We start from the raw sequence: 16,873 nt of genomic DNA, 5'->3' as shown, positions 1-16,873 counted from the left end.
GCCGCGATGCCTTTCAGCGATGAAAACGTCCGCTCATCGTTGAAAAACACAACAGCCGATGCTCATGGCGCGGCGCGCGGCGGCATATCCTTCCCATCTTCAAACATATGCCGCGCTAGCCTGGACGACCCTGCCCGCCATCCAGACCGCGGAAAACGTTACTTCATCAATCCGTTACTTGCAGCGTTACTTGCCAAGCTCGTGGCCAATCACGCCACCCACCACGGCACCACCCACGGTGCCTAGCGCGCTGCCGTTGGTCGCTTCGTGTCCAACGACGCCGCCCGCGACGGCGCCGGTTGCCGTGCAGCCCGAGAAGGCCCAACAGCATGCGCCCACCGCGAGCGCGCCAGCCAGTCGTTTCCACATGGTTGCTCTCCTGCATTCCGCGGGCCGCGTCGCATTGCCTAGGTCTTGCAGATTTGCGATGCGGCGCTTCCGCCACGACTCAAGAATAGGCGGGGCGCTGGGCGCAGCCATTCCGGCGCGCGCCGATTGGGATGTAGGAATTGTCGGACGGCGGGCGGGCCGGGTCGGCCTCGTGTCAAGCCCTCGGCAAGCTGGGCGCAAGCCGGGTACAGGTCGGATATCAGCGCGCAAGCAGGGAAAACGGGGGAGGCGGGCCTAGCGCAATCCCGCTAAAGTCTGGCCTCCATCCGCCGATAACCTTACTGATAACGGGAATTGCACGCTCGCGCGGCGCCACCCCTCAGAATTCCGGCTCTCCAAGCCACTGCTTCGTCACGCGCCACCATGATTTCCCCGAGCTACGACGCGCTTCTCGTCTTGTTTTCCCTGTTGGTGGCCATCCTCGCGTCCTATACCGCGCTGGACCTGGCCGGCCGTATCGCCACTGCGCGCGGACGCTATGCCCATATGTGGCTGGCCGGCGGCGCGGTTGCCATGGGGCTGGGCATCTGGTCGATGCATTTCGTCGGCATGCTGGCCTTCCGGCTGCCGATTCCACTGGGCTACGACCCCGCCATCACGGTGGGCTCGCTGTTGATTGCCATCGTCGCCTCGGCCTTCGCGCTGAAACTGGTCTGCCAGGAACACCTGCCTCGCCGCCGGCTGGTGATGGGCGCGCTGGTGCTCGGCGCCGCCGTGGCCAGCATGCACTACACCGGCATGGCCGCGCTGCGCATGCAGCCGGGCATCCAGTACGTGCCGTGGCTGTTCGTGCTGTCGATTGGGATCGCGGTGGTGGCGTCGGGCGTGGCGTTGTGGATTGCCTTCCGGCTGCGCCGGAACATGCCGCGCATCCACCAGTTGCGCCTCGGCGCCGCCGTGGTGATGGGCGGGGCCATCGCCGCCATGCACTACACGGGCATGGCAGCGGCCCAGTTTCCGCTCGGCAGCGTGTGCGGCGCGGCCCGGGACGGCGTGGACAGCGGCTCGCTGGCGCTGCCCATCCTCGTCGTCACGGTCTGCGTGCTGGCGGTGGCGCTGATTACGTCGGTCCTCGACATGCGGCTGGAAATGCGCACCGCCATGCTGGCACAGGCGCTCGGCGTGGCGAATAAGGAACTCGAATTCCTCGCCCTGCACGACAAGCTCACCCATCTGCCGAACCGCGCGCTGCTGGACGACCGCTTCGCGCAGGCCATCCAGGCCGGCGCCAGCCAGCATGCGCGCTTTGCCGTGCTGTTCGTCGATCTCGACGGATTCAAGGGCGTCAACGATACCTACGGCCATCACGTGGGGGACGGCCTGCTGGTGGAAATCGCCCGGCGGCTGCGCTCGGCGGTGCGCGCCGATGACACCATCTCGCGTGTGGGCGGCGACGAATTCGTGTTGCTGGTGCGCATCGACGAACCCGAGGACGCCGGCGTGATCGCCGAAGGGCTGCTGGAAGCGCTGCGCGAGACCGTGCAGGTGGCCGGCCATGCGCTGCATGTCTCGGGCAGCATCGGCATCGCCCTGCATCCGGCGGATGGGCAGGACCAGGACGCGCTGATGTCCAACGCGGACGCGGCGATGTATCACGCCAAGGCCGCCGGCCGCAACGCGTACTGCTTCTTCGAACGCTCGATGAATCACCAGGCGCGCACCCAGCAGGCGCTGATCCAGGATCTGCGCGGCGCGCTCAAGCACGGGCAGCTACAGCTGCACTACCAGCCCAAGTTCGCGGCGGCGGGCGGCGAGCTGGTCGGCGCGGAGGCGCTGCTGCGCTGGAACCATCCCGCGCACGGCATGCTGATGCCGGACCAGTTCATCACGCTGGCGGAGAAGACCGGCGCCATCGTGCCGATTGGCGCCTGGGTGCTCGACGAGGCGTGCCGCCAACTGGCCGAGTGGCACGCGCTGGGCCATACGAGCTGGTCGATGGCGGTCAACCTGTCGGCGCTGCAGTTCTGCCATGCCGGCATGGTCGAGTCGGTAGGGGAGGCGCTGGCGTGCCACGGCGTGCCGCCGGCCAGCCTGACGCTGGAGATCACGGAGTCCACGGCCATGCGCGACGTGGAGGCCAGCCTGGCCATCCTCACGCAACTGGACGACATGGGCGTGCGCATCGCCATCGATGATTTCGGTACGGGGTATTCGAGCCTGCTGCACCTGAAGCGGATTCCGGCCAGCGAGCTGAAGATCGATCGTGGCTTCGTGCGGGATCTTGCGGAGGATACGGAGGATGCGGCCATCGTGTCCGCCATCGTGGCGCTGGGCCGCACGCTGAAACTGCAGGTGGTGGCGGAAGGTGTGGAAACGGCCGCGCAGCGGACCTTCCTTGCCGATCTGGGCTGCGACGCGCTGCAAGGCTACCTGTTGGGCCGCCCGATGCCCGCGTCGCAATTTCCCGGCGTGGAGCAGGCGGGCTGAAGCCGCCTGCGCGCGAGGGAGGGGTGTCGATCAGGCGCCGCTGTCGAACGCGTCACGCGGGCCGGTAGCGCTGAACGCACCGTCCACGAACGGGCTGCGGGTGTCGTGCACGGCGCGGGCGCCGTCGGAATAGACATCGCGCGCACCCACACGGGCCCCGTCGGTGAACGGGTCGGTCGAGCGCGGCGCGGCGTTGGCGAGACCGGCGGTGCCGGCCAGTGTGGCGGCCAGCGCGGCGTAGGCGATGGTTTGTCGGATGGTTTGTCGGATAGAAGGCATAGTGAGACTCCGTTGCGTGTCCCAGGGAGGCGGGAAACTGCGTTGGGCCGCGCTGCGTGGCGCCGTTCTTGACGACGCGCACCGGGCTGATGGCGACCATGGCAGGCAGTCTAGAAGCGGGCCCCCGACGCCAAGATGACCCATCCATGACAATGCTGTCATGCAGCAATTCCAGCGGTGTGACGATGTGCCGCCGCACGAAATGCGGCGGGGGCGGAGCAAACACCCTGTAGAATCCGTACTGGCCCAGCCGTTCAGGGCCATTCCCCCAAAAAGGTCTTTCACCAGCCCGCCCATCTTGCGGCGGGCGCCGCACGATAGTCATGTCCGAGTCTGATGCAGCCAAACTAGCCGCGGTAGCGTGGATCCGCGAGCAAATGGATCGCCATGGCCTGACGTTCGACGATCTGGTCGAAGCAGGTTGCTTTGCCGATAGCGAAGACGGCGACGCCGTCACCGTGGAAACCGACGTACCCCCCACCATCGCCGCCCAACCCGAAGTTGCGCGCGTACGGGTGCTCTACCGCAATGCGATGGGGCAGACGTGGGACGGTACCGGCGAATATCCCGACTGGCTCCAGCGCGCAGTCAACGCGGGGCAGTCGATCGATTTTTATCGCGTGGACTGAGCGCCACGCGGGCAGGGTTCAGCAGTGAGGGGCCGGGCGCTCGACCGGCAGCGGGACGTAGGCCGCTGAAGTCGCGAACGCCGCCGGCGAGGCCATCGGCATGGAGTGTCGATGATGCTCAAGCGCCACACGCGGCAGTTCCGCGAGCACGGGCAGGGGCGCCGGCAGGTTGGCCGCGCTGGTCGCCTCGGTGCACTGGGCCGCTTCCGTGTTGGCGATGGCGGCTTCGGCCTCGGCCTTGATGGCCACATGCCGTTCCGACATCGACAAACCGGCCACTTCCGCTACGCTGGAGTCCACGACCGCCGCGCTGGCGCCGGAAACGGGCAGGGTGGACAGGGCAAGGCACAGCAGGGAGAGGGCAGGCAGGCGTTTCATTGCGGGATCTTGGGGGCGGCGCGCCAGACGGGACGCACAGGTGGCGTCCTTTCATCATGGCAGCACGCATTGTACTGGGATTCCACCCGTCAGAACGCTGGCGCCAAGATGACATTCCTGCAATCTTCGCCCATTGCGTACCAACCTCGGCTAGTGTCGTGGATTCCCCCCGCAACCCATGGCTGGTGTCAGTGAATTCCCATGCGCATCCTGATTGTTGAAGACGAACCCAAGGCCGGCGACTACCTGCTCAAGGGCCTCACGGAATCAGGTTTCGTGGCCGATCTCGCCCGCGACGGCGTGGACGGCCTGGGCCACGCACGCGAGCAGCACTACGACCTGATCGTCCTCGACGTGATGCTGCCCGGCATGGACGGCTGGCAGGTGCTGCGCGAACTGCGCCGCGACAAGGACACCCCAGTGCTCTGCCTGACCGCTCGCGACGAATTGTCCGACCGCCTCAAGGGCCTGGAACTGGGCGCCGACGACTACATGGTCAAGCCGTTCGCCTTCGCGGAACTGGTGGCGCGCATCCGCACCATCCTGCGGCGCGGGCCGCTGCGCGAGAGCGAGTTCATGGAAGTGGCCGATCTCCAGATCGATGCGATCCGGCGCCGCGTCTCGCGTGCCGGGCAGAAGATCGATCTCACATCGAAGGAATTCGCGCTGCTGCAACTGCTGGCGCGGCGCCGGGGCGAGGTGCTCTCGCGCTCGCTGATCGCCTCCCAGGTCTGGGACATGAACTTCGACAGCAATACCAATGTGGTGGATGTGTCCATCCGCCGGCTGCGCGCCAAGGTGGACGATCCGTTCCCGCGCAAGCTGATCCACACGCGTCGCGGCATGGGCTACGTGCTCGACGAATCGGACGAGGGCTGAGCGGCGATGGCGCGTCGCTGGCGACGAATGCTGGGCCGCCTCTCCGGCGCGCTCCCGGTTTCCCTCACGGCGTCCCTGACCACGCGGCTGGCGCTGGCCTATGGCCTGACCACGGCGCTGATCCTGGTCGGCGTGGCCGCCTACCTCTCCAGCGCGCTCGACAGCCAGCTGCAGGCGCGCGACGAGAGCGAACTGGTTGGCGAGATCCTGCTCGTGCGCCACTTGCTGCGCGAGGTGGGCGACGAAGCCGATATCCGTGCCGACACCCACCGCTTTGCCGATATCGCCATGGGCCATGAGGGCCTGATCCTCGTGGTGCGCACGCGGCAGGGCGAGCCGCTGATCACGCTGAATCCGCGCAACGAGTCGGTGCCGCCGCTGCGCGTGCTGCCGGCTAACGCCGCGCCGGACAAGGGCATGCTCCAGACCTGGTATCCGCGCAACGGCGTGCCGTCGCGCGGCATGGCGGCGCTGGGCGTGCTGGGCAATACCGACCGCGCCGTGGAGATCATCGTGCTCAGCGATGCCGGTTACCGCGTGGCGCTGATGAGCGAATACCGCAGCCAGCTACTGGGCGCGGTGCTGTGCGGCGCGCTGGTGGCGGCGGCGCTGGGCTACCTGCTGGCGCGCCGGGGCCTAAGGCCGCTGCGCCGCATGGCCGGCGACGCGGCGGCGGTGACCACCAGCCGGCTGGCTACGCGGCTGGACGTGGGCGGCGCGCCCGAGGAGCTGCGCGAACTGGCCGGCGCCCTCAACGGCATGCTGGCGCGGCTGCAGGACAGCTTCACGCGGCTCTCGGCATTCTCGGCCGATCTGGCCCACGACTTCCGCACGCCGATCAGCAACCTCGTGGGACAGACGCAGGTCACGCTGGCCCAACGCCGCAGCGCCGCCGAGTACGAATCGCTGCTCGAATCGAACCTCGAGGAATACGAGCGGCTGGCGCGGATGATCGAGAACATGCTGTTCCTGGCCCGCGCGGACAACGCGCAGGTGGCGTTGGGGGCATGCGAACTCGACGCCCGCGCAGAACTGGACAAGGTCGCCGAGTACTTCGAGGCCGTGGCCGCCGACCGCGACGTCACGCTGGCCGTGTCGGGCGTCGCCACGGTCACGGCCGACCGCACGCTGCTGCGGCGCGCCATCATCAACCTGCTCGACAACGCCCTGCGCCACGCGCCGGCCGGCAGCACCGTGCGCGTGGCGGTGGGGCGCGGTCGGCCGGGCTTTACCGACATCCGCGTGGCCAACGACGGCCCGGCCATCGCGCCGGAGTCGTTGCCGCACCTGTTCGGGCGCTTCTACCGCGCCGACCCGTCGCGCCGCAATTCGGCCACCTCCACGGGGCTGGGGCTGGCCATCGTCGATACCATCATGCGACTGCATGGCGGCAGCGTCACCGTGCGCAGCGATGCGGTACAGACCGAGTTCGAGATCGACTTTCCGGACGCGTTGACCGGCAGCAAGGCCGGCGCATAATTGACGGCGCCCGGATCTGGGCAACCCACGTGACGTAAAGGAGACCGATATGCAGGTACAACCGTATCTCGATTTTGGTGGCCGTTTCGACGAGGCGATGGCGTTCTACGGCAAGGTGCTCGACGCCAAGGTGACGTTCCTGATGCGCTACAAGGAAGCGCCGCCCGGAGAGGCGCCTGCCTCGCCGGCCTGGGGGGACAAGGTGATGCACGCCAACATCCAGATCGGCGACAGCCAGATCATGGCCTCGGACGGCAGGGAAGGGGAGCCGTATCCCTTTTCGGGCTTCATGCTGTCCGTCGGCTACGTGCCCAACGCGGAGGGCAAGCGCATCTTCGAGGCGCTGGCCGAAGGCGGAAAGGTGCTCATGCCGTACCAGAAGACGTTCTGGGCCGAAGGATTCGGCATGCTCGTCGACAAGTTCGGCATGAGCTGGATGGTCAACTGCGAGCACTAAGAGCAGGCCCGGCGGCGCCCAATCCCCCGCGCCGATGCGCCCACCGGTAAAGCACCGGGAGGACAAGCAGCGTCAGCGCCGTCGATGACAGGATGCCGCCGATCACCACCGTGGCCACCGGGCGCTGTACCTCGGCGCCCGTGCCGGTGGCGATGGCCATCGGCACGAAACCCAGCGACGCCACCAGCGCCGTCATCAGCACCGGCCGCAGGCGGGTCAGGGCGCCGGTGGTGACCGCCGCGTCCAGTGGCTGGCCGCCGTCCCGCAGGGTGCGGATGAACGACAGCATCACCAGCCCGTTCAGCACCGCCACGCCAGACAGCGCGATAAACCCCACCGCCGCCGAGATCGACAGCGGCATGCCACGCAGCCAGAGCGCCAGCACGCCGCCCGTCAGCGCGAACGGAATGCCGGTGAAGACCAGCAGGCCGTCGCGCAGATTGCCGAACATGGCGAACAGCAACCCGAAGACCAGCAGCAACGCCAGCGGTACCACGATGGCGAGCCGTTGCGTGGCCGATTGCAGCTGCTCGAACGTGCCGCCCCAGGCAATCCAGTAGCCGGCCGGCACCGTCACCCCACGCTCGACGGCGCTCATCGCCTCCGGCACGAAGCTGCCGACATCGCGCCCGCGCACGTTGGCGCTGACCACGATGCGCCGCTTGCCGTTCTCGCGCGATACCTGGTTCGGCCCCGGCGCAATCTCCAGCGTGGCGATCTCGCCCAGCGGGATGTAGCTCGTGCGCGCCTCGGCGCCCTTGGTTTCCGCGGCCGGCAGCGGAATCGGCAGGCGCCGCAGCGCCTCCACGTCGGCACGAATCCCTTCCGGCAGCCGCACGCCGATATTGAAGCGGCGGTCGCCCTGGTAGAACAGGCCGGCCTCCCGCCCGCCCACGGCAATTGCCACGGTTTCCTGCACATCGGCCATGTTCAGGCCGTAGCGCGCGGCGCGCGCGCGGTCGATGTCTACCGTGAGCACCGGCAGCCCGGAGGTCTGCTCCACCTTGACCTCGGCGGCGCCGGGCACGCGTTGCAGCACCTCGGCGATGCGCTGGGCAGTGGCGGCCAGCACGGCGTTGTCGTCGCCATAGAGCTTCACCGCCACGTCGCTGCGCACGCCAGAGATCAACTCGTTGAAGCGGAGCTGGATCGGCTGCGAGAACTCGTAGCGGTTGCCGGGCAGCTGCTCCAGTTCGGCTGACATGGCCGTGCGCAGCGCGTCGTACGAGCGGGATGGATCGGGCCACTGGTCGCGCGGCTTGAGCATGATGTAGCCGTCCGAGATGTTGGGCGGCATCGGGTCCGCCGCGATCTCTGCCGTGCCCGTGCGCGCGAACACGCGCTCCACCTCGGGAAACTTCGCCTTGAGCCGGGTTTCGATCTGCTGCTGCATCGCCACCGACTGGGTCAGGCTGGTGCCTGGAATGCGCAGCGCCTGCACGGCGAAGTCGCCCTCATTCAGGTTGGGGATGAACTCGCTGCCGAGCCGCGTGGCCACCAGCCCGCTCAGCAGCACGGCCACCACGGCGCCGGTCAGCACCACCGGCGTATTGGCCAGCGCGCGCGACAGCGCCGGCGCGTACCAGCGGCGCGCCCAGCCCATCACGCGGTTCTCCTTCTCCGCCACGCGGTCGCCAATGCACAGCGCCACGGCGGCCGGCACGAAGGTCACCGACAGGATCAGCGCGCCCAGCAGCGCCAGCACCACGGTGTTCGCCATCGGGTGGAACATCTTCCCCTCGACGCCCGTCAGCGCCAGGATCGGCACGTAGACGATCATGATGATGAGCTGGCCGAAGACCAGCGGCCGCCGCGCCTCCCGCGCCGCCGCGAACACCTCCTCGAAGCGCTCGGCACGCGTCAGCGGCCGTCCGGCGGCCTGCCGCGCATGGGCCAGCCGCCGCACGCAGTTCTCGACGATGACCACCGCGCCATCGACGATGATGCCGAAGTCCAGCGCGCCCAGGCTCATCAGGTTGGCGCTGATGCCGGCCGCCACCATGCCGGTGAACGTGAACAGCATCGACAGCGGGATCACCATCGCCGTGATCAGCGCCGCGCGCAGGTTGCCGAGGAACAGGAACAGCACCGCCACCACCAGCGCGGCGCCTTCCAGCAGGTTCTTCTTGACCGTGGCGATGGCCTTGTCGACCAGCACGGTGCGGTCGTAGACCGTCACCGCCCGCACGCCGGCCGGCAGCGACTTGTTGATCGCCACCATGCGCGCATCCACCGCGCGCGACACGGCGCGGCTGTTCTCGCCAATCAGCATGAAGACCGTGCCGAGCACTACCTCCCGCCCGTTGTCGGTGGCCGCGCCGGTGCGCAACTCCCGGCCCAGGCCCACATCGGCCAGATCCCGGATGCGGATCGGCTGGCCCTGGGCGGTGCCGACGATCACATCGCGGATGTCGTCGATCGACTTCACCTGCCCCGGCGCCCGCACCAGGTACTGCTCGCCGCGCCGCTCGATATAGCCGGCGCCGACGTTGCCGTTGTTGCGCTCCAGCGCCTGCACCACGTGCTGGAGGGACATGCCGTAGGCCGCCAGCTTCTCGGGGTTCGGCGCCACGAGGTATTCCTTGGCGAAGCCGCCGATCGTGTTGATCTCGGTCACGCCCGGCACGGTGCGCAGCTGCGGCTTGATGAGCCAGTCCTGGATCTCGCGCAGGTCCGTGGCGCTGTAGGGCGTGCCGTCCGGCTTGCGCGCGTCGGGCTCGGCCTCCACGGTCCACAGGTAGATCTCGCCGAGGCCGGTCGAGATTGGCCCCATCTGCGGCGCCACGCCGGCTGGCAGCTGCGCGCGGGCGTCCTGGATGCGCTGGCTGACCAGTTGCCGCGCGAAGTGGATATCGGTGCCGTCCCGGAAGATCACCGTGACCTGCGACAGCCCGTAGCGTGACAGCGAGCGCGTCTGCACCAGCCCCGGCAGGCCGGCCATGACCGTTTCGATCGGATAAGTGATGCGCTGCTCGGATTCGAGCGGCGAGTAGCCCGGCGCCGCCGTGTTGATCTGGACCTGGACGTTGGTGATGTCCGGCACGGCGTCGATCGGCAGCCGGCCGTAGTTGTAGAAGCCCAGCGCGGCCATGACCAGCACGGCCAGCATGACCAGCCAGCGCTGGGCGATGGCGAAGCGGAGAATGCGTTCGAACATGTGTGGTCGCTCCGCTCAGTGGGCGTGCTCGGCGCCAGCCTTGCCCTGTTCGGCCTTCAGCACGAAGCTGTTGGCCGCCACGTAGCGCGTGCCGGCGGGCAGGCCGTCCGTGACCTCGATGCGCTGGCCGTCCGTGCGGCCGGTCTTGACCGTGCGCGCCGCGAAGCCGCCGGGCACCGCCACGAAGACCTGGGTGTGGCCATCGTCGGTCTGCAGGGCTTCGGCTTCGATCACCACGGGGGCGTCCACTTCGCCCGTATTGACGCTGACCGTGACGAACAGCCCGGGGCGCCAGGCCATCTCGGGATTGGCCAGCGTCACACGGGCGGTGGCCGTGCGGGTCTGCTGGCCGAGCAGGGCGCCCACGTAGGAGACCTTGCCGTCGGCGGTGCCGTCGAACGCGGTGGAAGTGACGCGCACCGCCTCCCCGAGCCGCACGTGGCCGAGATCCTTCGGCGCGATCACAAATTCGGCCCAGACCGTGGTCAGGTCGGAGAGCGTGAAGACGGCGGTGTCGGCGCCCACGGCTTCGCCCAGCGACAGGTGTTTCTCGACCACGATGCCGTCGAACGGCGCGCGCAGCTCGAAGCGGTTGATGCCGTCCGACGAAGGCTTCGCGCCGATGGCGGTCAGCTTCTGCGTGGCGTTGCGCACGGCGATTTCGGCTTCCTGCAAGGCCGTGCGGGCGGCCAGGTAGTCCTGCTCGGCGGACACCTTGTCTTCCCAGAGCCGCTTCTCGCGCGCGAAGGTGCTGCGCGCCAGCTCCAGCCGGCGCTGGCCGGCCAGCCATTCGCTACGCAGTTCGGACAACTGCGAACTGGCGAAAACCGCCAGCAAGTCGCCCTTCTTCACCCGCTGGCCGAGGTTGGCCGCGACCGCCTCCGCCACGCCCGCCACGCGCGGCACCACGTGGGCGGTGCGATCCTCATTGAAGCGGATTTCGCCCGGGAACTGCACCGTGCTGCGGATGCGGCCCGGGCCGGCGGTACGTAGCACGAGGTTGGCGTTGGCGATCTGCTCAGGCGTCATGGCGATCAGGCCGGGGGCGGCGGCTGGGGCCTGAGGCGCCGAGGCGGCGGGTGCCTGATTGCCGTGATCGCCGTGATCGCTGTGGCTGCCGTGGCCGTGGTCGTCATGCGAACCGCTCTCGCGGCCCACCAGCAGCAGCGCCAGCGCGGCGATCAGGCCGCCGATGACGATGGCCGCGATGGCCATGCCTTGTTTTCGTGTGAGGGTCATGGGAAATCCTTGCGGCGCGTCAGCGGCCGAGAATGCGGTCGATCGTGGTGGCGGCCTGCCAGGCATTGGCCACCACGCCGAGATAGCGGATGCGCGCCTGGAACAGCGTGCGCTGGGCGTCCAGTACTTCGAGATAGCTGAACTTGCCGGCCTCGAAGCCCTGCGTGGCGGCCTGATAGGCGCGCTGGGCGGCAGGGAGCACGGTGTCGCGTAGCGTCTGCGCTGAGCCGCGCGAGACGGCGAGTTGGCTGGTGGCCTGTTGGAGGTCGTGGTCCAGCCGGAGCCGCGTGGCGCGATAGGTGTCCGCCGCCTTGTCGGCCTGCCGGATCGCGGTGTAGAGGTTGCCCTGGTTGCGATCGAACAGCGGCAGCGGAATCGCCACGCCGAGCACCGGGTAGTAGCCACGGTCGGACGCGTTTTCGCGCTTGGCGCCAAGGCTCAGCGTCACATCGGGATACTGGCGGCTGCGCTCCACGTTGATCTCGGCCTGCCGGCGCGCCAGTTCGCGCTGGCTGGCCACGGTGGCGGGGGCGGCGTCGAGCGCTTCGCGCAGGACGAGGGCGTCCGGGCGCGCGGGCAGCGTATCGAGGCTGCCGTCCGCTTCGGCGAACTGGGGCGACGGGTTGCCCCACAGCGTGGCCAGCGCCTGCCGCGCGGCGACAAGCGCCGCATCGGCCTCGGCGCGCTCGAGTTCGGCATTGGCCAACTCCACGCCGGCCTTGGTTTCTTCCACCGGCGAGACCTTGCCGGCCGCCACGCGGCGCGCGGCCACGTTGGCGCCGCGCCTGGCGATGTCGACGGCACCCGCTGCCAGCCGCACGCGCTCCTGGGCCACCAGTACGTTGAAAAAGGCGCCGATGACGCTGGCGCGGAGGTCGGCTTGCGTAGCTTCCAGCTGTGCTTGCGCCAGTTCACGGGTGCGCTGGGCCACGCCGATGCGCGCGGCGCGCTTGCCGCCCAGCTCCACCGGCAGGTTCATCTGCGCCGTGGTGGTGCGGGTGGACTGGCGCGTGTCTTCCATCAGCACGGCCACTTCGGGGTTCGGTATCACGCGCGCCTGGGTGATGCCGCCTTCGGTGGCGTCAAGCTCGTGGCGCGAGGCGGAGAGCGTGGGGTTCTGCGCGATGGCCAGCGCCAGCGCGGTTTCCAGCGTCAGCGGGCCGGGTGGCTCCTGGCCGGCAGGCGGTGACACAGGTGGCAAGGCAAGCTGCGCGGCGGCATGGGGCAGGAGGCCGCACCACGCCAAAGCGGCGGCCATTGCCCAGGGCAATACAAGGTTTCTCATCGAATTTCACCGTTGCAAACAGGGAAAACCGGCGAGACGTCAGGCAGTCAGGGAAGGGGGATTGTCCGCGTCTCGCCGCTCAGGCGGGACGGGACCACTGGGGCCGGTCTGGGGCGCGCGCGGGGATCGAGCCGAAGCCCGCAACACGCGGCAGGTAGCGCACGGTGACGAAATGGTAGCTGCCGGGCAGGATGGCCTGCGCAATCACCCCGTGCGAGCCGGGGAAGTGGCAGGCGGCGCAGTCGGCGTCGGGCAGTTTCGGGGCCGGCTTGGCGGCGTCCTGATGGGCATCGGCGCCAGGATGCACATGGCTGTGATGCCCGATGTGCCAACTGGCGCCGTTCGCCGGCGTGCGCTCCTCATGGGCGCAATACGCCGCAGCACCGGCCCAGGCGAACTGGATCGGCAGCAGGATGGCGAGAAAGATGAGGAGCAGGCGACGCATGGCGGCCGATTATACGGGGCTGCCGCGCGGGCGCACGTGACAACCGTGTCATCTGTGGGGCTTCGCCCCGAAGGGTTGACCTTGTAGCGACTACAGGGTCTTCAATGACATCCATATCAGACCAACGCTCACCGCCATGGCTCGCCATACCGACGATCACGTGATGCCTCATGCACATGCGCACGACCACGATCATGCCCACGATCATGCCCATGCCCCTGCCGCCGAGCACGCCTGCTGTGGCGGCGGTTGCGGTACGGCAACGGTGTCGATGCCGACGCCCATCCGTAAGCCGAAGGCGGCCCCGGCCGGTACGCGCTCGGCCGCCTACCGCATCGAGGCCATGGATTGCCCGACCGAGGAAACGCTGATCCGCAACAAGCTTGGCGGCATGGCCGGCGTGGCTGCGCTCGACTTCAATCTGATGCAGCGCGTGCTGACCGTCCACCACACGCTGGATTCGACTGAGGGCGTGGTCAAGGCGATTGCCACGCTCGGCATGCATGCCCAGCCGCTGAATGCCGACACCCAGGCTGATGCGCCGGTCGCCGCCCCCGAAGCGCCCAAGCCCTGGTGGCCGCTGGCGCTGGCCGGCGTGGCGGCGCTGGGCGCCGAGGTGGCGCATTGGTTCGAATGGGGCCTGCCGTATGCGCCCGCCGTGCTGGCGCTGGCCGCCGTGCTGGTGTCGGGTCTGGGCGTCTACCGCAAGGGCTGGATCGCCATCCGCCACGGCAACCTCAATATCAATGCGCTGATGAGCATCGCCGTCACCGGCGCCATGCTGATCGGCCAGTGGCCCGAGGCGGCGATGGTGATGGTCCTCTTCGCGCTGGCGGAGCGCATCGAGGCCGCCTCGCTGGACCGCGCGCGCAACGCCGTGCGGGGGCTGATGGCGATGGCGCCCGAGCAGGCCACCGTGCAGCAGCCGGACGGCACCTGGCTGGCCGTGATGGCGCGCGACGTGCCCGTGGGCGCCGTGGTGCGCCTGCGCCCCGGCGAGCGCGTGGCGATCGATGGCCGCGTGCTGCGCGGCCAGTCCGCGCTGGATCAGGCGCCGATCACGGGCGAGAGCGTGCCGGTCGACAAGGCCGTGGGGGATCCGCTGTACGCCGGCTCGATCAACCAGTCCGGCGAACTCGAATACACCGTGACGGCCCCGGCCAGCGATTCCACGCTGGCCCGAATCATCCACGCCGTGGAGGCCGCGCAGGGCAGCCGCGCGCCCACGCAGCGCTTCGTGGACCAGTTCGCGCGCGTCTACACCCCGGTGGTCTTCGCGCTGGCCGTGGCCGTGGCGGTGCTGCCGCCGCTGCTGCTGGGTGGCGCCTGGCTCGACTGGATCTACAAGGCGCTGGTGCTGCTGGTGATTGCCTGCCCGTGCGCGCTGGTGATCTCCACGCCGGTGACCATCGTCAGCGGGCTGGCCGCCGCCGCGCGGCGCGGCATCCTGATCAAGGGTGGCGTCTATCTGGAACAGGGCCGGCACCTGAAGTGGCTGGCACTCGACAAGACCGGCACGCTCACGCACGGCAAGCCGGTGCAGACCGATGTCGGCCTGCTGGCGGATGACCTGCCGCAGGCACGCGCGATTGCGGCGAGCCTGGCCGCGCGCTCCGACCACCCGGTCTCGCGGGCCGTGGCTGTGGCGGCCGAAGCGGAAGGCATCGCCCCGCTCGCCGTGGACGATTTTGCCGCGTTGCCGGGGCAGGGCGTGCGCGGCGGCGTGGCGGGTGTGACGTACTTCCTCGGCAACCATCGCCTGATCCACGACCTCGGCGCGTGCTCGCCGGCGCTGGAGGCCCGGCTGGAGGCGATCGAGCGGCAGGGCAAGACGCTCGTCCTGCTGGCGTCCGCCGGCGCGGATGGGGCGAACCCGCGCGCGCTGGCGCTGTTCGGCGTGGCGGATACGGTGCGCGACACCAGCCGGCAGGCTATCGAGGCACTCCACGCGCTAGGCGTGAAGACGCTGATGCTGTCCGGCGACAACCCGCACACGGTGCAGGCGATTGGCGCGGCGGTGGGGATCGACGAGGTGCGCGGCAATCAGCTGCCGCAGGACAAGGCAGACGCCATCGCGGCGCTGGCTGGGCAGGCGCACACGCACGGCGGCGGCGTAGGCATGGTGGGCGACGGCATCAACGACGCCCCGGCGCTGGCGCGCGCCGACATCGGCTTCGCCATGGGCGCGGCGGGCACCGATACCGCCATCGAGACGGCCGACGTGGCGCTGATGGACGACGACCTGCGCAAGATCCCCACCTTCGTGCAGCTTTCCCGGCGCACGGCGGCCATCCTCAAGCAGAACATCGCGCTGGCGCTGGGCATCAAGGCGGTCTTCCTCGTACTGACCGTGATGGGCCTGGGCACGATGTGGATGGCCGTGTTCGCCGACATGGGCGCCAGCCTGCTGGTGGTGTTCAACGGGCTTCGGCTGGCGCGGGGCGTGCGTTCGTGAACCTGTCCTCCAGTTCGTAACCGGTACTGCGCCCGCCGGTCGGTTGAGAAGCTTCACTTGCCGCTCGTTCAACGGCAGCATCGCCCAGTGACGCCAGAAGCGCGCCTTGGCCAGTACCGCGTCAAGGTTCAGGTGGGCGTGGTCGACTGCACGGTCCATTTGAGGAACAGGTGGGACTCGTCTTCGAGTTGATCGGCCGGCGGCGCCTCGAAATGCACGCGCTGGCGGCCAATGGGGCCCGAGACGACCTCCGCATCCGCAACTTATTCGCCGCAGGATATGCGGAGATTAGGGGGCTAATCTCCGCAAACCTACGGCTGGATGATCAGTTCCCCGCTGCGGCCGGCAATTTCGCCCCAGGTGACGGGCAGTTGCGGCAGGTCGGACCGGTCGAGGTGGCGGTAATAGGTGGCCATCGACACGAGGTCGTGGCCCTGCGCGCGCCAGCCGGCCAGCAGGCGCTCGAACACGGGTGCCAGCTTGCCGCCTTCCAGCTCCGTGTGGAGCGTGAAAATGTGATCGCCGGGGCCCTCGGTCAGGCGCAGCAGCGCGTGGTGGACGTTGTCCTCGGTGAGGTCGTCCACGCCGATCAGCTCGTCGAGCGTGGGTAGCGTGGTCGGCATCTGCACGTGGCGGCAGGGCTTGCCCGCTACGGTGGGGATGTACGGCGCGGTGCCGCGTCCGTCAGAGGCGTAGGCCATGCCCCAGTCGTCGATCTGCAGGAAGGCGTCGTCGTTCATTTGCCAGCCCGCCGCGCCGTGCGTGGTGGGCGGCGTGCCGAAGACCTCGACGAAGCGGCGGTGTGCGTGCTGCATCTGGCGGCGCGTCCAGGCGGCGTCGCGCGTGCGTACGTTGTCCTGCCAGTAGACGTGGTCCCAGGTGTGGATGCCGCACTCGTGTCCGGCCGCAGCGGCGGCGCGCATCGCGGCGGCGCCCTTGCGGCCGATGTCGGGCCCCGGCAGCAGCACGCCGTACATCAGCGTGCGCAGCCCGTAGTTGGACACCACCGACGTGCGCGACACCTTCTTCAGGAAGCCGGGCCGGAACACGCGCCGCAGCGCCCAGCCCGTGTGATCCGGACCGAGGCTGAACAGGAACGTGGCCTCCGCCTGCACGGCGGCGAGCATCGACAGCAGCTTGGGCACGCCTTCGCGGGTGCCGCGCAGCGTGTCCACGTCGACTTTCAGGGCAATGCGTGCCATGCCGTGCTCAGTGCGAGGCGTCGACCAGCGTACGCGCCTCCACCACCTTGTCGCGGTAGGCTTCGAAGATGCGGCGCAGCGCCTGTTCCATGTTCAGCTTCGGCTGCCAGCCCAGTTCTTCCATCGTGTTGTCGATCTTCGGCACACGGTGCTGTACGTCCTGGTAGCCCTT

Annotated in this window: 14 protein-coding genes and 2 pseudogenes; 6 read left to right on the top strand and 10 right to left on the bottom strand. The window is 68.8% G+C overall.

Annotation, left to right across the window (positions count from 1 at the left end; translation table 11 throughout):
• Positions 1–186: 186 nt before the first annotated feature.
• Entirely contained in the window at positions 187–369 is a 183-nt protein-coding gene (locus tag AC1DFU_RS23565; protein WP_092299907.1) for a glycine zipper 2TM domain-containing protein, read from the bottom strand.
• A gap of 384 nt (positions 370–753) precedes the next feature.
• Here AC1DFU_RS23565 and AC1DFU_RS23560 point away from each other — a divergent pair, with 384 nt between their 5' ends.
• Positions 754–2,817, top strand: a complete 2,064-nt coding sequence (locus tag AC1DFU_RS23560; RefSeq protein ID WP_092299910.1) for a putative bifunctional diguanylate cyclase/phosphodiesterase — start codon at positions 754–756, stop codon at positions 2,815–2,817.
• A 30-nt stretch (positions 2,818–2,847) separates the two neighbouring features.
• Here the strand turns inward: AC1DFU_RS23560 and AC1DFU_RS23555 are convergent, their stop codons facing one another.
• Positions 2,848–3,096, bottom strand: coding sequence for a copper resistance protein CopQ (locus tag AC1DFU_RS23555; protein WP_092299913.1), 249 nt, complete (start codon positions 3,094–3,096; stop codon positions 2,848–2,850).
• 323 nt (positions 3,097–3,419) lie between these two features.
• Here AC1DFU_RS23555 and AC1DFU_RS23550 point away from each other — a divergent pair, with 323 nt between their 5' ends.
• The gene (locus AC1DFU_RS23550; RefSeq protein WP_092299916.1) at positions 3,420–3,725 is read left to right on the top strand and encodes an H-NS family nucleoid-associated regulatory protein; all 306 of its coding nucleotides are present in this window, start codon (positions 3,420–3,422) and stop codon (positions 3,723–3,725) included.
• An 18-nt stretch (positions 3,726–3,743) separates the two neighbouring features.
• On the opposite strand, the gene AC1DFU_RS23545 is transcribed toward AC1DFU_RS23550, so the two are convergent.
• Positions 3,744–4,103 carry a hypothetical protein gene (locus AC1DFU_RS23545; RefSeq protein ID WP_092299919.1) on the bottom strand — a complete coding sequence of 120 codons (360 nt, stop codon included), beginning with the start codon at positions 4,101–4,103 and terminating at the stop codon, positions 3,744–3,746.
• A 201-nt stretch (positions 4,104–4,304) separates the two neighbouring features.
• Between AC1DFU_RS23545 and AC1DFU_RS23540 the strand changes: the two genes are divergently transcribed.
• Genes AC1DFU_RS23540 through AC1DFU_RS23530 form a run of 3 tightly spaced genes read left to right on the top strand, consistent with a single transcriptional unit; the run spans position 4,305 to position 6,918 of the window.
• A complete protein-coding gene (locus AC1DFU_RS23540; RefSeq protein WP_092299922.1) occupies positions 4,305–4,982 on the top strand; it encodes a heavy metal response regulator transcription factor in 678 nt (225 codons plus the stop codon).
• A 6-nt stretch (positions 4,983–4,988) separates the two neighbouring features.
• Positions 4,989–6,461, top strand: a complete 1,473-nt coding sequence (locus AC1DFU_RS23535; RefSeq protein ID WP_092299925.1) for a heavy metal sensor histidine kinase — start codon at positions 4,989–4,991, stop codon at positions 6,459–6,461.
• A gap of 49 nt (positions 6,462–6,510) precedes the next feature.
• On the top strand, positions 6,511–6,918 hold the full coding sequence (locus AC1DFU_RS23530) for a VOC family protein (RefSeq protein ID WP_441593438.1): 408 nt from the start codon (positions 6,511–6,513) through the stop codon (positions 6,916–6,918).
• Here the strand turns inward: AC1DFU_RS23530 and AC1DFU_RS23525 are convergent.
• The 4 genes from AC1DFU_RS23525 to czcI all read right to left on the bottom strand — a co-directional run bounded on the left by AC1DFU_RS23525 (position 6,902) and on the right by czcI (position 13,044).
• The gene (locus AC1DFU_RS23525) at positions 6,902–10,075 is read right to left on the bottom strand and encodes an efflux RND transporter permease subunit (RefSeq protein ID WP_441593437.1); all 3,174 of its coding nucleotides are present in this window, start codon (positions 10,073–10,075) and stop codon (positions 6,902–6,904) included. The genes AC1DFU_RS23530 and AC1DFU_RS23525 overlap by 17 nt on opposite strands.
• Positions 10,076–10,090: 15 nt before the next feature.
• Complete coding sequence (locus AC1DFU_RS23520; RefSeq protein ID WP_441593436.1) at positions 10,091–11,314, bottom strand: efflux RND transporter periplasmic adaptor subunit; 1,224 nt, start codon at positions 11,312–11,314, stop codon at positions 10,091–10,093.
• A gap of 19 nt (positions 11,315–11,333) precedes the next feature.
• On the bottom strand, positions 11,334–12,599 hold the full coding sequence (locus AC1DFU_RS23515) for a TolC family protein (protein ID WP_143093935.1): 1,266 nt from the start codon (positions 12,597–12,599) through the stop codon (positions 11,334–11,336).
• 79 nt (positions 12,600–12,678) lie between these two features.
• On the bottom strand, positions 12,679–13,044 hold the full coding sequence (gene czcI, locus AC1DFU_RS23510) for a cation efflux protein, CzcI family (RefSeq protein ID WP_441593435.1): 366 nt from the start codon (positions 13,042–13,044) through the stop codon (positions 12,679–12,681).
• 136 nt (positions 13,045–13,180) lie between these two features.
• On the opposite strand from czcI, the gene AC1DFU_RS23505 reads away from it, so the two are divergent.
• Positions 13,181–15,499, top strand: a complete 2,319-nt coding sequence (locus AC1DFU_RS23505) for a heavy metal translocating P-type ATPase (RefSeq protein WP_441593434.1) — start codon at positions 13,181–13,183, stop codon at positions 15,497–15,499.
• Positions 15,500–15,538: 39 nt separating this feature from the next.
• Here the strand turns inward: AC1DFU_RS23505 and AC1DFU_RS23500 are convergent.
• The 3 genes and pseudogenes from AC1DFU_RS23500 to AC1DFU_RS23490 form a co-directional block, all read right to left on the bottom strand.
• A pseudogene (locus AC1DFU_RS23500) lies at positions 15,539–15,750 on the bottom strand (hypothetical protein); the annotation flags it as partial.
• 60 nt (positions 15,751–15,810) lie between these two features.
• Positions 15,811–16,701 carry a polysaccharide deacetylase family protein gene (locus AC1DFU_RS23495; RefSeq protein WP_441593433.1) on the bottom strand — a complete coding sequence of 297 codons (891 nt, stop codon included), beginning with the start codon at positions 16,699–16,701 and terminating at the stop codon, positions 15,811–15,813.
• Between the two features lie 7 nt (positions 16,702–16,708).
• Positions 16,709–16,873: pseudogene (locus AC1DFU_RS23490) on the bottom strand (bifunctional UDP-4-keto-pentose/UDP-xylose synthase); the annotation flags it as partial.

The organism is Cupriavidus sp. 10L45 (assembly GCF_056395225.1).
This window is presented reverse-complemented; position numbering and strand designations above follow the sequence as displayed.

What these genes read in the sequence shown, in the direction of transcription:
- AC1DFU_RS23550 (WP_092299916.1), top strand. Translation starts at nt 3,420, where the DNA reads ATGTCCGAGTCTGATGCAGCCAAACTAGCCGCGGTAGCGTGGATCCGC.
- AC1DFU_RS23520 (WP_441593436.1), bottom strand. Translation starts at nt 11,314, where the DNA reads ATGACCCTCACACGAAAACAAGGCATGGCCATCGCGGCCATCGTCATC.
- AC1DFU_RS23515 (WP_143093935.1), bottom strand. Translation starts at nt 12,599, where the DNA reads ATGAGAAACCTTGTATTGCCCTGGGCAATGGCCGCCGCTTTGGCGTGG.
- AC1DFU_RS23530 (WP_441593438.1), top strand. Translation starts at nt 6,511, where the DNA reads ATGCAGGTACAACCGTATCTCGATTTTGGTGGCCGTTTCGACGAGGCG.
- AC1DFU_RS23505 (WP_441593434.1), top strand. Translation starts at nt 13,181, where the DNA reads ATGGCTCGCCATACCGACGATCACGTGATGCCTCATGCACATGCGCAC.
- AC1DFU_RS23525 (WP_441593437.1), bottom strand. Translation starts at nt 10,075, where the DNA reads ATGTTCGAACGCATTCTCCGCTTCGCCATCGCCCAGCGCTGGCTGGTC.
- czcI (WP_441593435.1), bottom strand. Translation starts at nt 13,044, where the DNA reads ATGCGTCGCCTGCTCCTCATCTTTCTCGCCATCCTGCTGCCGATCCAG.
- AC1DFU_RS23565 (WP_092299907.1), bottom strand. Translation starts at nt 369, where the DNA reads ATGTGGAAACGACTGGCTGGCGCGCTCGCGGTGGGCGCATGCTGTTGG.
- AC1DFU_RS23560 (WP_092299910.1), top strand. Translation starts at nt 754, where the DNA reads ATGATTTCCCCGAGCTACGACGCGCTTCTCGTCTTGTTTTCCCTGTTG.
- AC1DFU_RS23540 (WP_092299922.1), top strand. Translation starts at nt 4,305, where the DNA reads ATGCGCATCCTGATTGTTGAAGACGAACCCAAGGCCGGCGACTACCTG.
- AC1DFU_RS23555 (WP_092299913.1), bottom strand. Translation starts at nt 3,096, where the DNA reads ATGCCTTCTATCCGACAAACCATCCGACAAACCATCGCCTACGCCGCG.
- AC1DFU_RS23545 (WP_092299919.1), bottom strand. Translation starts at nt 4,103, where the DNA reads ATGAAACGCCTGCCTGCCCTCTCCCTGCTGTGCCTTGCCCTGTCCACC.
- AC1DFU_RS23535 (WP_092299925.1), top strand. Translation starts at nt 4,989, where the DNA reads ATGGCGCGTCGCTGGCGACGAATGCTGGGCCGCCTCTCCGGCGCGCTC.
- AC1DFU_RS23495 (WP_441593433.1), bottom strand. Translation starts at nt 16,701, where the DNA reads ATGGCACGCATTGCCCTGAAAGTCGACGTGGACACGCTGCGCGGCACC.